The sequence below is a fragment of the Aeromicrobium changchenzhani genome (assembly GCF_057586615.1).
This window is the reverse complement of sequence record NZ_CM172480.1, coordinates 2,911,330-2,923,424: the sequence shown is the minus strand read 5'-3', so window position 1 is coordinate 2,923,424 and position 12,095 is coordinate 2,911,330. Positions and strand designations below refer to the sequence as shown.

At 62.6% G+C, this 12,095-nt stretch carries 13 protein-coding genes; 7 read left to right on the top strand and 6 right to left on the bottom strand.

Annotated features, from left to right (window positions below; translation table 11 throughout):
* Positions 1 to 2: 2 nt before the first annotated feature.
* The 4 genes from AC2YB9_RS14735 to AC2YB9_RS14720 all read left to right on the top strand — a co-directional run bounded on the left by AC2YB9_RS14735 (position 3) and on the right by AC2YB9_RS14720 (position 3,127).
* Positions 3 to 431, top strand: coding sequence for a DUF5709 domain-containing protein (locus AC2YB9_RS14735; protein WP_487266100.1), 429 nt, complete (start codon positions 3 to 5; stop codon positions 429 to 431).
* A 63-nt stretch (positions 432 to 494) separates the two neighbouring features.
* A complete protein-coding gene (locus tag AC2YB9_RS14730) occupies positions 495 to 1,247 on the top strand; it encodes a lysophospholipid acyltransferase family protein (RefSeq protein WP_487266099.1) in 753 nt (250 codons plus the stop codon).
* 108 nt (positions 1,248 to 1,355) lie between these two features.
* Positions 1,356 to 2,411: a tRNA (adenosine(37)-N6)-threonylcarbamoyltransferase complex transferase subunit TsaD gene (tsaD, locus tag AC2YB9_RS14725; RefSeq protein WP_487266098.1), complete on the top strand. Its 1,056-nt coding sequence runs from the start codon at positions 1,356 to 1,358 to the stop codon at positions 2,409 to 2,411.
* Between the two features lie 20 nt (positions 2,412 to 2,431).
* A complete protein-coding gene (locus AC2YB9_RS14720) occupies positions 2,432 to 3,127 on the top strand; it encodes a maleylpyruvate isomerase family mycothiol-dependent enzyme (protein WP_487266097.1) in 696 nt (231 codons plus the stop codon).
* Positions 3,128 to 3,262: 135 nt separating this feature from the next.
* Here AC2YB9_RS14720 and AC2YB9_RS14715 read toward each other — a convergent pair whose 3' ends face one another.
* Genes AC2YB9_RS14715 through AC2YB9_RS14700 form a run of 4 tightly spaced genes read right to left on the bottom strand, consistent with a single transcriptional unit; the run spans position 3,263 to position 6,377 of the window.
* Positions 3,263 to 4,108: a 5-oxoprolinase subunit C family protein gene (locus AC2YB9_RS14715; protein ID WP_487266096.1), complete on the bottom strand. Its 846-nt coding sequence runs from the start codon at positions 4,106 to 4,108 to the stop codon at positions 3,263 to 3,265.
* Positions 4,105 to 4,689 carry a 5-oxoprolinase subunit B family protein gene (locus AC2YB9_RS14710; RefSeq protein WP_487266095.1) on the bottom strand — a complete coding sequence of 195 codons (585 nt, stop codon included), beginning with the start codon at positions 4,687 to 4,689 and terminating at the stop codon, positions 4,105 to 4,107. Before AC2YB9_RS14710 ends, AC2YB9_RS14715 begins: the two co-directional genes overlap by 4 nt.
* Entirely contained in the window at positions 4,686 to 5,183 is a 498-nt protein-coding gene (locus AC2YB9_RS14705; protein ID WP_487266093.1) for a LamB/YcsF family protein, read from the bottom strand. Before AC2YB9_RS14705 ends, AC2YB9_RS14710 begins: the two co-directional genes overlap by 4 nt.
* Before the next feature lie 27 nt (positions 5,184 to 5,210).
* Positions 5,211 to 6,377 (bottom strand): trans-sulfuration enzyme family protein, encoded by a 1,167-nt coding sequence (locus AC2YB9_RS14700; RefSeq protein ID WP_487266092.1) that lies wholly within the window; start codon positions 6,375 to 6,377, stop codon positions 5,211 to 5,213.
* A 132-nt stretch (positions 6,378 to 6,509) separates the two neighbouring features.
* Between AC2YB9_RS14700 and AC2YB9_RS14695 the strand changes: the two genes are divergently transcribed.
* Entirely contained in the window at positions 6,510 to 7,013 is a 504-nt protein-coding gene (locus AC2YB9_RS14695; RefSeq protein WP_487266091.1) for an Lrp/AsnC family transcriptional regulator, read from the top strand.
* 6 nt (positions 7,014 to 7,019) lie between these two features.
* Here AC2YB9_RS14695 and AC2YB9_RS14690 read toward each other — a convergent pair whose 3' ends face one another.
* Positions 7,020 to 8,171, bottom strand: a complete 1,152-nt coding sequence (locus AC2YB9_RS14690) for a class I SAM-dependent methyltransferase (protein WP_487266090.1) — start codon at positions 8,169 to 8,171, stop codon at positions 7,020 to 7,022.
* A gap of 525 nt (positions 8,172 to 8,696) precedes the next feature.
* Here AC2YB9_RS14690 and groES point away from each other — a divergent pair.
* Both groES and groL read left to right on the top strand, forming a co-directional pair.
* Positions 8,697 to 8,990, top strand: coding sequence for a co-chaperone GroES (gene groES, locus AC2YB9_RS14685; protein WP_487266089.1), 294 nt, complete (start codon positions 8,697 to 8,699; stop codon positions 8,988 to 8,990).
* A 77-nt stretch (positions 8,991 to 9,067) separates the two neighbouring features.
* Entirely contained in the window at positions 9,068 to 10,675 is a 1,608-nt protein-coding gene (gene groL, locus AC2YB9_RS14680; RefSeq protein WP_487266088.1) for a chaperonin GroEL, read from the top strand.
* A 61-nt stretch (positions 10,676 to 10,736) separates the two neighbouring features.
* Here groL and AC2YB9_RS14675 read toward each other — a convergent pair whose 3' ends face one another.
* Positions 10,737 to 12,011, bottom strand: a complete 1,275-nt coding sequence (locus AC2YB9_RS14675) for a hypothetical protein (RefSeq protein ID WP_487266087.1) — start codon at positions 12,009 to 12,011, stop codon at positions 10,737 to 10,739.
* Positions 12,012 to 12,095 lie beyond the last annotated feature (84 nt).

Here is a 12,095-nt window from a genome sequence, read left to right as displayed (position 1 = left end):
GCATGAGTGAAATGTCAGGTGAGGTCCCCGAAGGCCAAGAGCAGTTCGATCAGTTGCAGGCTGACGACACGCTCAACGATCGCGGTGTCGACGACGTCCTCGACGAGGGCTATTCGCCAGCGGAGCGATGGTCGGCTGCTGAATCCTTCGGGAGCACTGCCGACGAACAGCGCCAGGGCGAGTCGCTCGATCAGCGGATTGCGCAGGAAGAACCCGATCCCGATCAGGCTGCCACCAACGATGACAACGGTGACATTGACGACGACGTTGACGACGGCGAAGTCGGAACTCGGCGGGCCGGTCGACTGGTCGAAACTAACGACGGATCGGGCGAGGACACCGAATCGGAAATGTTCGGCCACGACATCGGCATCGATGGAGCCGCCGCGAGTGCGGAGGAAGCCGCTGTTCACATAGTCGAAGATGACTAGTGGACGTTGTATCAAAGCTGGCTGACGGACGTCTTCACTAGGCCACCCCCCTAGGGTGGTGCCATGCGAGACATCACTTACCCGCCCGTCATCTTGACCGCCAAGGCGCTGTTCAAGGTCATGGGAATGACCTTCACGACATCCGGCGGACAGCACGTCCCAACCGAGGGCGGTGCGATTCTCGCCGCCAATCACATCAGTTATGTCGATTTCATCTTCGACGGGTTTGCCGCACAGCCGAGCAAACGGTTGGTCCGATTCATGGCGAAGAAAGAAGCCTTTGACAATAAGGTCAGCGGGCCGTTGATGCGCTCGTTCCATCACATCTCGGTGGACCGTGGACACGGCGAACAGTCCTACGCTGATGCGGTTGAGTATGCCCGATCGGGTGAGATCGTCGGTATTTTTCCCGAGGCCACGATCAGCCGGTCGTTCGAGGTTAAGGAACTCAAGACAGGTGCAGTGCGCATGGCCGCCGAGGCCGGGGTCCCGTTGATTCCGATGGTCACCTGGGGAACGCAGCTGCTCAAGACCAAGGATCATCCCTCGGATTTGAAGGGCCGCGGCAAGCACATCTCGTTGTATGTCGGCGAGCCGCTCGAGGTGACTGGCGAAGATCCCATTGCTGAGACCGCCAAACTTCGTGCGGCCATGTCAGCCCTGTTGGACAGCGCGATCGCGGACTATCCGATCTCGCCGGAGGGCAAATGGTGGGCTCCGGTTCGCCACGGCGGCACCGCGCCGACACTTGCCGAAGCCAAAAAGATGGATGAGGAAGAGTACGCGGCCCGAGCCGCGCGCAAGGCCGCCAACTAGGCACCCGTCCCCAAGATTTGGCCGATTTTGCCCCAAAATCTTGCCGCCAGTCGTGCAACTTCGGCGATATTCCGGCCAAACCTTGGCGACTCGGGTAGTCCTGCCACAATGGGTATTGTGAGTGAACCTCTGATTCTTGGCATCGAATCCTCCTGCGATGAGACGGGCGTCGGCATCGTGCGCGGGACCGAGTTGCTTGCCAATGCGGTCGCCTCGAGCGTCGAACAGCACGTGCGTTTCGGCGGGGTTGTGCCTGAAGTGGCCAGCAGGGCGCATCTCGAAGCGATGGTTCCTACACTCGAACAGGCTTACGCCGAGGCGGGCGTGCGTGTCCAGGACGTCGACGCGATCGCGGTCACCTGCGGCCCCGGCCTGACTGGCGCGTTGCTGGTCGGCATTGCGGCGGCCAAGGCGCTGGCCCTCGCGCATGACAAACCGCTGTATGGCATCAACCACTTGGTAGCCCACGTCGCCGTGGATCAGCTCGAACACGGCCGGTTCACCGAGCCGACGGCAGCCCTGTTGGTCAGCGGCGGGCATACCTCAATACTCATGGTCAACGACATCGCCGACGACGTCCGTCTGATCGGCGAGACGATCGATGATGCCGCTGGCGAGGCCTTCGACAAGGTCGCGAGGCTGCTCGGCTTGCCTTATCCGGGCGGACCGCACATTGATCGGGTGGCACGCGACGGCAATCCGGCGGCGATTGCCTTCCCGCGGGGATTGACCGGTGGCCGGGACATGGAAAAACATCGTTACGACTTTTCCTTCTCGGGGCTCAAGAGCGCCGTTGCGCGACACGTACAGCATGAAGCACGTATGCAGCGAGAGTTGCCGGTGGCCAATGTTGCGGCCTCGTTCCAGGACGCCGTATGCGATGTACTGACCAAGAAAACGATGGCCGCTTGTGCCGCCAACGGAGCCACCTCGCTGATCATTGGCGGTGGTGTGGCCGCAAACAGTCGCTTGCGCACGTTCATCACGGACGCCGCCGCCGCACGCGGCATCACGGTTCGCGTCCCGCGGCCCGGACTCTGCACTGACAACGGAGCTATGGTTGCTGCCCTCGGGGCTTCGCTGGTCCGCGCGGGCAAAGCACCCTCACGCCTTGACCTTCCGGCCGACTCGAGTATGCCGGTGACCCAAATCTACGCGGCCTGACTCAGGCATACCCTGTGGCTATGGCATCCGTTGAGTTGATTTGCAGCGACGTTTCCAATGCTAGTGACCGAATCCGTGTGGCCGTCCGCGCCGCAACGGCTGAGCACTTGCTGGCTGACTCACGGTTATCCGGTTGGGATCGCGCTCACGTTGTTGCCCACATCGCAGGCTTCTCGCATGGCATGGCCCGGCAGCTCGAATATGCCCTGCGCGGTGACCAGATTGAGCAGTACACGGGCGGCATGGCGGGACGTAACGCCGACATCGAGGAACGGGCGGCCTTGCCCGCCGCCGAATTGAAGGTGGTGCTCGACGGCGCGCTCGATCGCTTAGCTGCTGCGATCGCCGCCATGACGGAGCCGGACTGGGCACGATCGATCGCCTATCGACAGGGCACCACACGAGATGGGCTTAAAGGTGCCTGGCGTGAGCTCGCCATCCACCAGACTGATCTCGACCTCGGATTGACCTCGGCGCAGTGGAGTGACATCTTTTGCGCGCACCTCTTCGAGTTCTTGGCGCTGCGGCTGCCCGCGAAGATCGTGCTTGTTCGCGCCGATGGCACCCGTGTAGGTGGGGGAGCGGCAGACGTACACGTCGCCGGATCGTCGCAGGACGTTGCCGCGTGGCTGGCGGGCCGTGAGCCGCTCGGTCCGGTGACTTTCTCCGCTGGCGCGGCCTCGGAGCTCGGCCCTTGGCCCGCAACTAAGCACTGAGCACCAGCGACCCAACCCGCGAGTGGCGCAAGTTTGTCATCGACTGGCGCAGATTTGGGGTTTTTCGGCGGGATTTCCCCCGAATTTGCGCCAGTCGGCAGGTGGGGGCCGCCACTCGGCGGGCGGGGGCGAGGCTCAGCGGGTGAACCGGAGGATCTCGCCGGGGCGGACCTGAGCCAGCGCGTCAAGGTCTCGATCGGCGATGACCGCGACGACCGGATAACCGCCGGTTACCGGATGATCCGGGCCGAACACGATCGGCTGGCCGTCAGCGCTGACCTGGATGCTGCCACGGACGCAGGGTTCGCTGGGGAGCTCGAGGTCCTGGTGGCGCTCGAGCGGAGGGCCAGCGAGCCGTAGTCCGATGCGGTCGGTGTCCATGCCGACGGTCCACGCAGCTGTGAATAGCTGTCGTATGTCGGTCGTGGTGAACCAATCATCGCGCGGTCCCAGCCGGATGCGAACGGTCACCTCGCCAGCACTGATCAGCGCTGGCACATCGAGACCGCTAGGCAGACCCTCGCGGCGACGGACTGCTAATCGATCACCAGCACCTAGTGGGGTAGGGCCGAGGCCAGACAGCGTGTCAGTTGAGGCCGATTCAAGAACCTCCGGCACGTCGAAACCGCCGCCAACCGTCAGGTAGGTCCGTAGCCCAGTCGTCACAGCGCCGAGCGTCAGGATCTGGCCACGCCGAAGGCTGAGCACTCGGCCGTGAGCGACTGGAACGCCACTGATCGTTGCTGCCGCGGCAGCACCGGTCAACGCGACCAGGTGATCGTCGGCGGCAATGATTGAAAATTGTCCGCCGACAACCTCGATGCCCGTTCGGCCCGGCTGATTGCCAAGCAGCGCATTGCCCTGCCGCAGGGCCCGTCGGTCGAAGGCACCCGAACGTCCGACGCCCATCGATGAATAGCCGGGCCGTCCAAGATCTTGGTAGAGCGCCTGCAACCCGATGCGATTGATGGTGATCGTCATGACGCGACCGTGAATCGTACGAGCTGACCGGGCAGCAGTAGCGCCGGCGGGGTGCGCTCGAGATCCCACATTGGTGTTGCCGTATGACCAATCAACTGCCAGCCACCGGGTGATACACGCGGATAGATGCCGGTGAACTCGCTGGCCAGGCCCACCGCTCCGGCCGGCACCTTCGTGCGGGGCGAGCGGCGCCGTGGCACCTGGAGGCGGGGATCGCCGCCGCTCAGATAACTGAAGCCGGGAGCGAACCCGCCGAACGCCGCAGTCCACAGGGTGCTCGTGTGTGCCGTGATCACCTCGGCTTCGGTGAGTTCGGTGAATGCGGCGACCTCGGCCAGATCGACGCCATCGTAGGTCACCGGTATCTCGATCGGCTCGGCGCTTTTGCCCGTCGGCGTGAGCGTGGGGGTTGTTCGGGCGATGAGCGCGCGGAGTTCGGTGGGATCGCCATGGGCGAGCACGGTCCGGGCGCCGAGAACGATATCGACCTTACCGTCGAGAGCGGCATACCAATTCTGTGCTTCGGCCAGTGACACACAGTCGAGTAACAACGCGGTGTCGCCGCAGGGCAGCAGCTTCATGGCGCTCGCACCGTGGCGCCGTCGGCCTCAAGTGCTGTGCGGACGGCACGGGCCAACTCGAGCGCGCCGGGTGTGTCGCTGTGTATGCAGATCGAGTCGACGCCCGCACGCAGAAGCTGTCTGGCTTGGTGCGCGACGTCCACCGGTTGATCTAGCAAGGCGCCCGGTTTGGCCCGGGCGACCAGCGTGCCGACCGATTGCGCAATCGACTGAAGCAGGGCGATTTGCCCGAGCAACTCATCGGTCAGCTCGGCAGTCGGCAGATCCACCTGGCGACGGCCGAAATTCACTCGGTCCCGATAGCCGATCTGTGCACCGATCGCCACGCCGTGCTCGACCGCTGCCGCACAGGTTAGGCGCATCAGCGACTCGTCGCCCGCGTATGCGCCACAGCAGATATTCGCACTCGTGACGGTCTGCAGTAGCGCAACGTCGATGCCCCAGCCCCACCGCTCGTGCGATTCGCCGAGATCAGCATTGAGGTCGATTCGCATAGCCTGAGACTATGCGACCAGATCTGGTTAGCGCAGCGGTGCCAATGCCTTGGCGAGGTCGTCAATGAGATCCTGCGGATCTTCGAGGCCCACCGAGAGTCGCAATACCGAAGCCGACGGCCGAGCGTCGGGCGCCACCGGGCGGTGGGTCAACGCGGCAGGATGTTGGATCAGCGTGTCGACCCCACCGAGTGAAACTGCGTGGGTGATGAGGTGACAGCCCGCAGCGACATCGGACGCGGCCTGGAATCCGGAACGCAAACTGAACGCCATGACCGAGCCCGGACCACTCATCTGCGTGCCGACGAGGCCATGTGGATCGGTGCCTTCTAAGCCGGGGAAGTAGACGCGTTCGACCGCTGGCTGCTCACCCAGCCAGCGGGCAATCTCGATCGCGCTTGACTGCTGGGCGCGTACGCGCACCGGCAGGGTCTGCAGGCCGCGATGCAGTTGGTAAGCGGCTAGGGGATAGAGCAACCCGCCGGTTAAGGCCCGCACCTGACGGAGCCGAACTGCCCATTCGGGAGTTGTGGCGACAACGCCGCCGAGCGCGTCGCCGTGGCCACCGAGATATTTGGTTGCTGAGTGCAGGACCAAGGCAGCGCCTTGCTTACGCGGCTGCTGCAGGATTGGGGTGGCGAAGGTGTTGTCGACGAGGACAGGTACGTCCCCAGCCTGCGCGACGACAGCGGCGAGATCGACCAGTTCGAGGGTCGGATTGGCCGGCGTCTCAAGCACGACCAGCCCGGTGTCGGGACGAATGTGCTCGGCGATCGTGTCCGCTTCGGCCCAACTCACCTGGGTGCCGAGCAACCCGCTCGCGAGGACGTGGTCGGTTCCGCCGTAGAGCGGGCGTACCGCGACGATGTGTGGGGTGCCGGCTGAGACTGCGGCCAGCAGGCAGGCGCTGAGCGCAGCCATACCCGAGGCGAAAGCGACGGCTTCCTCCGAATGCTCAAGTTGAGCCAATGCGCGCTCGAAGCGGTCGACATTGGGGTTCCACAGGCGTTGATACACATAGTTGGTGTCCGCATTGGGACGTTTGCCGGTCGCGAGCAACTCGTATGAGGCGCCGCCGCTTTCGATGTCGGTTAGCGGATAGGTCGTGGACAAATCGATCGACGGCACATGGACGCCGAGCGCGTTGAGATCTTCGCGTCCGGCGTGGACGGCTCGAGTGTCGGTGGCGCTCATGCTGCTCCTCAGAAACGGTGTAGGTCTTTAGTGTGAAGATTTGCCAGCAAATTTCGCAATAGTTCCGTGTTTTGCCACAAAATTGTGATCAACATCGAAGAAGCTGCGAAATAAGTGAGTTAGCCTCGGTTAATGCCGAAGAAAATTCGTGGCCTCGCTCCAGGTCCTGCGCCCCGCACGCCGCCAACCCTTGATGAGATCGACCGTGCGATTGTGCAGGCGTTGTTTGAGGACGGCCGGCTGCCCAATGCGACGTTGGCGCGCGCAGTCGGGGTCGCTGAGTCCACCTGCCTGGGGCGGGTCAGATCCTTGCGTGAGCGCGGCGTCATAACCGGGATCCATGCCACGATCGATCCATCGACGGTCGGTCTGCCGGTGGAAGCGATGATTGCTGTGCGCTTCAGCGGGCATGTGCGCGAGCAGGTGGAGGCATTTCGTGCCGATGTCCCGCATCTGCGCGGCGTGATTTCCGCCATCCATGTGAGTGGCGCGAACGATTATCTGGTCCATGTCGCAGCGGCATCATCGGACGCGCTGCGGGACCTCATCCTCGACCAACTCACCAGCCGGCCGGGCGTTGCCAACGTCGAGACCAGTCTGATCTTCGAAGTGACGCGCGGAACCGCCTTGGTTTGAGTGCGATCAGAGCGGCTCGACCAGGAATGTTCGCCCCTCATCGTGGACCCGAGTCATCACGATGGTTCCGGTCGTTGAACCCTTCAACTTGAGCTTCCGGATGAGGACCTCAGGCACGATATCGACGCCCCGTTTCTTGATCGTGAGGGTGCCGATGTCATGGGTGACCAGCGCTGCTTTCAACGGCTTGTCCCGGAACGGGAGCTCATCCAGGATCCGGAAGACTCGGGCGAATGGGGTTGGGACGCACTGATCGCTCGAAACATACGCGATCTTCGAATCGATCAACCATCCACCGACGAGCGCGGCCACAGCAGTGACAAGTCCGGCGCGGATCACCGCATCGTCGGGTTCGTACAGGAATTCGCCTGGCACGTCGGTGCCCTCGGCGACCGGGCTGTCGGAGGTGAGCGACTTGCCGGCCGGCAGTACCGTCGCCCGTCGCGCGACAGTGGCGTAGGGGGCACCCCACAGACAAGCTTCGACGAGGTTGCCGCCGACGCTGATCCACTCGGCCTCAGCATCGGCCGGTACGAGACGGTGGTTGATCCCCGGCATAGTTTTCGCAACGGCGTGACCGGCGAGCAACCCGGTTACGAAGTCCCAGGGCGGCACGCAATTGGTGGGATCGAAGATGCGTCCTGCGCCGTCGCGGCGGGCCGGATCGACGAACGCGATCTCATCGTCGCCGATCGTCACCTCGGTTGCGTCCCCGCAGATGATCTTGCCTGGTAAGTCGAGGGCGGCGAGATTGGCCTGCGCGATCGCCGCTCGCACTGGATCGAATTCGACGCCGCGGGCCCGCATGCCGGCGCGCGCGAATGCGATCAGATCGCCGCCGATGCCGCAGCCCAGATCGAGGATTGCTGAATCGGTCGGCAGGCGGGCGGCCCGATGTGCGCTGACGATCCCGCGGGTTGCCTGTTCGAGTGCATCGTGAGTGAAATACATCCGTGCCGCATCAGCGCCGAACTTCACCGCCGCTTTGCCGCGCAGATGGTTCTGCGTCACCGCTGCGGCCACCAACTCAACGTCATAGGTGCGGCGTAGCCGGGTCCCAAGCGCCAGATCTGATTCGATTCCCGCGCGGGCCGCGACTTCGGCGAGCAACGACTGCCCTGGCGAGGACAACAGCCGTTGGAAGGTCGCAAGATCCATACGCCGACACTACCGAGCACCCAACGACAAGCCGCAACGGCAAGAGCCGCCGACGTGAGCGATCCTTACGAAATAAATATTTAAGGTGAGAAGAGCCGCTGACGTGAGCGATCCTTACGAAATAAATATTTAAGGTGAGAAGAGCCGCTGACGTGACTGATCGTTACGAAATAAATATTTAAGGTGAGAAGAGCCGCTGACGTGACTGATCGTTACGAAATAAATATTTAAGGTGAGAAGAGCCGCTGACGTGAGCGATCCTTACGAAATAAATATTCAAGGTGACGTGTAGCGAGGAGCGGAGCGACGAGAGCCGGCCGCATGCGAGCGCCAGCGAGCAGGCGGAGTAAATGCGCAGCGAAGCAAGCATGCCCGGCTAGCACTCTGTTGGTCCGAGTGCCAGAGCGTGATAGATTCTGAGTTAGCACTCTCACCATGAGTCTGCTAATCCGTGTGTATGGCCCCCGCGACGGCGTACGCACTGAAACGTCCAACTTTCATCACTGTGAAAGGGGAGGTCGACACGTGTCGGTCACCATCAAACCGCTCGAAGATCGTATTGTCCTAAAGGCAATCGAGGCCGAGCAGACCACCGCATCAGGTCTGGTTATTCCAGACACCGCCAAGGAGAAGCCACAAGAGGGCGAAGTCATCGCAGTTGGACCGGGTCGTATTGACGACAACGGCAACCGTGTTCCCCTCGACGTCGCAGTCGGCGACAAGGTCATCTTCAGCAAGTACGGCGGCACCGAGGTCAAGTACTCGGGCGAGGAGTTCCTTATCCTCTCCGCGCGCGACATCCTCGCTGTCGTTTCCTGACGTGACACCCCGGCGCCCCGTTACCGGGGTGTCGGGGTTTTTCACTCCCACTGATTTTGCCGAAAAAGGAACACTGTATGCCTAAGATTCTTGAGTTTGACGAGGACGCGCGCCGCGCCCTCGAACGCGGTGTCGACGCGCTCGCCAACACCGTCAAGGTCACACTCGGCCCCAAGGGACGCTATGTCGTCTTGGACAAAAAATGGGGCGCTCCGACCATCACCAATGACGGCGTTACCGTCGCCCGTGAGATCGAGCTTGATGACCCGTTCGAAAACCTCGGTGCTCAACTGGCCAAGGAAGTTGCCACCAAAACCAACGACGTCGCCGGTGACGGTACGACCACCGCGACCGTCCTCGCCCAGGCGATGGTTCACGAAGGCCTCCGCGCCGTGGCCGCCGGTGCCAATCCGGTCGGCCTGAAGCACGGCATCGAAGCAGCCGTTGCGGCGGTCATCGAAAAGTTGCGCGAGATGGCTCGCGACGTCGATGACAAGAAGGACATGACTGACGTTGCCACCATCTCGGCCCGCGACGCACACATCGGTGAGCTCATCGCCGAAGCGTTCGACAAGGTCGGCAAAGATGGCGTGATCACCGTCGATGAATCCAACACGGTCGGCACCGAGCTCGAGTTCACCGAGGGCATGCAGTTCGACAAGGGCTACATCTCGCCTTACATGGTGACTGACACCGAGCGTATGGAAACCGTCCTCGACGATCCGTACATCCTGATAAATCAGGGCAAAATCTCTGCGGTCAGCGATCTGCTGCCGATTCTGGAGAAGGTTGTCCAGGCGGGCAAGCCACTGTTCATTCTTGCCGAAGACGTTGATGGCGAAGCGCTCTCGACGATCGTCGTCAACAAGATCCGTGGCACGTTTACGTCGGCCGCGGTCAAGGCGCCGGCGTTCGGCGATCGTCGCAAGGCGATGCTGCAGGACATTGCGAGCCTGACCGGCGGACAGGTTGTTACCTCCGATGTGGGCCTCAAGCTCGATCAGATCGGTCTTGAAGTCCTCGGCACCGCTCGTCGCGTCATCATCACGAAAGACAACACGACGATCATTGACGGTGGCGGCGAAGCCGATGAGGTCACCGCACGGGTCAACCAGATCAAGGCCGAGATCGAACGCTCGGATTCGGATTGGGACCGTGAGAAGCTGCAGGAGCGGCTGGCGAAACTCGCCGGCGGCGTCTGTGTCATTCAGGTCGGTGCAGCCACCGAAGTTGAGCTCAAGGAAAAGAAGCACCGTATCGAGGATGCCGTCTCCGCGACGCGCGCCGCGATCGAAGAGGGAATTGTCGCCGGTGGCGGCTCCGCCCTCGTTCACGCGGTGTCGGTCCTTGACGGTGACCTTGGTCTTACCGGTGACGAAGCGGTCGGCGTACGTATCGTCCGCATCGGTGCCGACGCTCCGCTGGAGTGGATCGCCCGCAACGGCGGCGTCTCCGGTGAAGTTGTCGTCTCGAAGGTTCGTGAAAGCGGCCAGGGCTACAACGCGGCCACCGGTGAATACGGTGACCTCGTCGCGCAGGGTGTGCTCGATCCGGTCAAGGTGACGCGTTCAGCGCTCGCCAACGCCGCGTCGATCACGGCCATGCTGCTCACGACCGAAACCTTGGTCGTCGAGAAGCCAGCCGAAGAAGTATTAGCGGGCGGCCACGCAGGTCATAACCACTGATCTGATCAGAGCCAAGCCCCGCCGACCTCGATGAGGTCGGCGGGGCTTTCTGCATGAAGTGCTACTTGGCGCGGTAGAGCATGTAGGCCGTGCCCTTGATCGCGAGGGTCGTATGCGCGTCGACCGGAATCACCGTTCCAGTCGGCGCGAGACCTCGAAGCCCGACCTTGCCGGTAGTCATTGAACGAACCTCGAAACGCCTCGCTTCGGGTTTTTCGTCATTGACGATAGGTCCGGTGGCGGTGTCCCGGAGGAACAGGATCGCGCTGGGAATTGCCTTGGCGAGGATTCGGTTGCCGATTGGGACCGTCCATGTATCTTCTGGATGGCCCCCGACGGTGGAGCGGATCGTGTCGCCGGTCACGACGACACGATGGTCGCCGAGACGCTGGGTCGACGAGTCCGTCGTCGTGAAGAGGCGGACACGCGGCGAGCGGAACCTTTTGACGACCTCGTTGGCCCTGGGGCTCGCATCTGTATCGGCGGGATGGGTCTTCTTGCCGGTGGTGAGGTCAAGCACGATGGCTTCATCGTGGCTTCCTGGGGCCAGCACGACGGGCTTGGCCCCGAGATCGCTTTCACCGGACGAATCGGCCGCGTGGTCGACATTGCCGAATGTGCCGGACCACGTCGGTGCTCCGGCCGGACCAAAGCCTTCGACGCGACATTCATGGGGCTTGACATCATTTAAGTCGCGTGGCGGGCAGGTCTCGATCGCGACCGCTGAGTCCTGTGCCGCCAGCGGTTTTACGAAGAAGCGATCCGCGCCTGGTTTGATCGTTCGCTGCCAGGCCGGTTTGCCGTCGAACCGGTGGACGATGACCACGGTTCTTTCGGGCGAGGTTCGCAGGGCGACATGCGTGCCGTCTTGGGCGAGAGCCGTGACCGGCGAGCCGGTCTGGCCGCCATCGGGGTTGGTGTCGACGTTGAATCGGGTCTTACCCGAAACTAGGTCAATTCCGATGAACTGGCCTTGCAGGGTCGAGATGAACAAGGTGCCATGTGCCGTGGCAATCTCGCCAACGGGAAGATGCCGGGTCCACTGACGGTTCTCGGCCAGTGCCGAGTTTGCGGTCATCTGCGGAACGGCAATCGCGGCGGTCGCACCAAGGGCAACAGCCAGCGCCGACGACGCCACCGCAATACCCGTACCCTTCCCCGAGTCGAATGCTCGGAACGATCGGGCTAGGCCGACGATGATGATTCCTGCGCCGAACGCGATGAGGAGGATCGAGAACACATAGCCGCTGTATGAACGCCGGGCGATGACCACGCCGATTGCCATCGTGATGATGCCCAACCACAAAATGATGCTGCGGCTCCAGCGGCGGGACATGCGCACTCGATCTGAAGCCTTGTGTGGCCAAACCTAGACTCTTTGGCCGCGTAAGGCTGCGAATTGCGGGGTTGACGGCAAAGG

Bases quoted from the DNA above. Each gene is read 5' to 3' on its own strand.
- AC2YB9_RS14710 (WP_487266095.1), bottom strand. From the start codon at position 4,689: ATGAAGCTGCTGCCCTGCGGCGACACCGCGTTGTTACTCGACTGTGTG.
- AC2YB9_RS14675 (WP_487266087.1), bottom strand. From the start codon at position 12,011: ATGTCCCGCCGCTGGAGCCGCAGCATCATTTTGTGGTTGGGCATCATC.
- AC2YB9_RS14690 (WP_487266090.1), bottom strand. From the start codon at position 8,171: ATGGATCTTGCGACCTTCCAACGGCTGTTGTCCTCGCCAGGGCAGTCG.
- AC2YB9_RS14735 (WP_487266100.1), top strand. From the start codon at position 3: ATGAGTGAAATGTCAGGTGAGGTCCCCGAAGGCCAAGAGCAGTTCGAT.
- tsaD (WP_487266098.1), top strand. From the start codon at position 1,356: ATGGGTATTGTGAGTGAACCTCTGATTCTTGGCATCGAATCCTCCTGC.
- AC2YB9_RS14715 (WP_487266096.1), bottom strand. From the start codon at position 4,108: ATGACGATCACCATCAATCGCATCGGGTTGCAGGCGCTCTACCAAGAT.
- AC2YB9_RS14695 (WP_487266091.1), top strand. From the start codon at position 6,510: ATGCCGAAGAAAATTCGTGGCCTCGCTCCAGGTCCTGCGCCCCGCACG.
- AC2YB9_RS14705 (WP_487266093.1), bottom strand. From the start codon at position 5,183: ATGCGAATCGACCTCAATGCTGATCTCGGCGAATCGCACGAGCGGTGG.
- AC2YB9_RS14700 (WP_487266092.1), bottom strand. From the start codon at position 6,377: ATGAGCGCCACCGACACTCGAGCCGTCCACGCCGGACGCGAAGATCTC.
- AC2YB9_RS14720 (WP_487266097.1), top strand. From the start codon at position 2,432: ATGGCATCCGTTGAGTTGATTTGCAGCGACGTTTCCAATGCTAGTGAC.
- AC2YB9_RS14730 (WP_487266099.1), top strand. From the start codon at position 495: ATGCGAGACATCACTTACCCGCCCGTCATCTTGACCGCCAAGGCGCTG.
- groL (WP_487266088.1), top strand. From the start codon at position 9,068: ATGCCTAAGATTCTTGAGTTTGACGAGGACGCGCGCCGCGCCCTCGAA.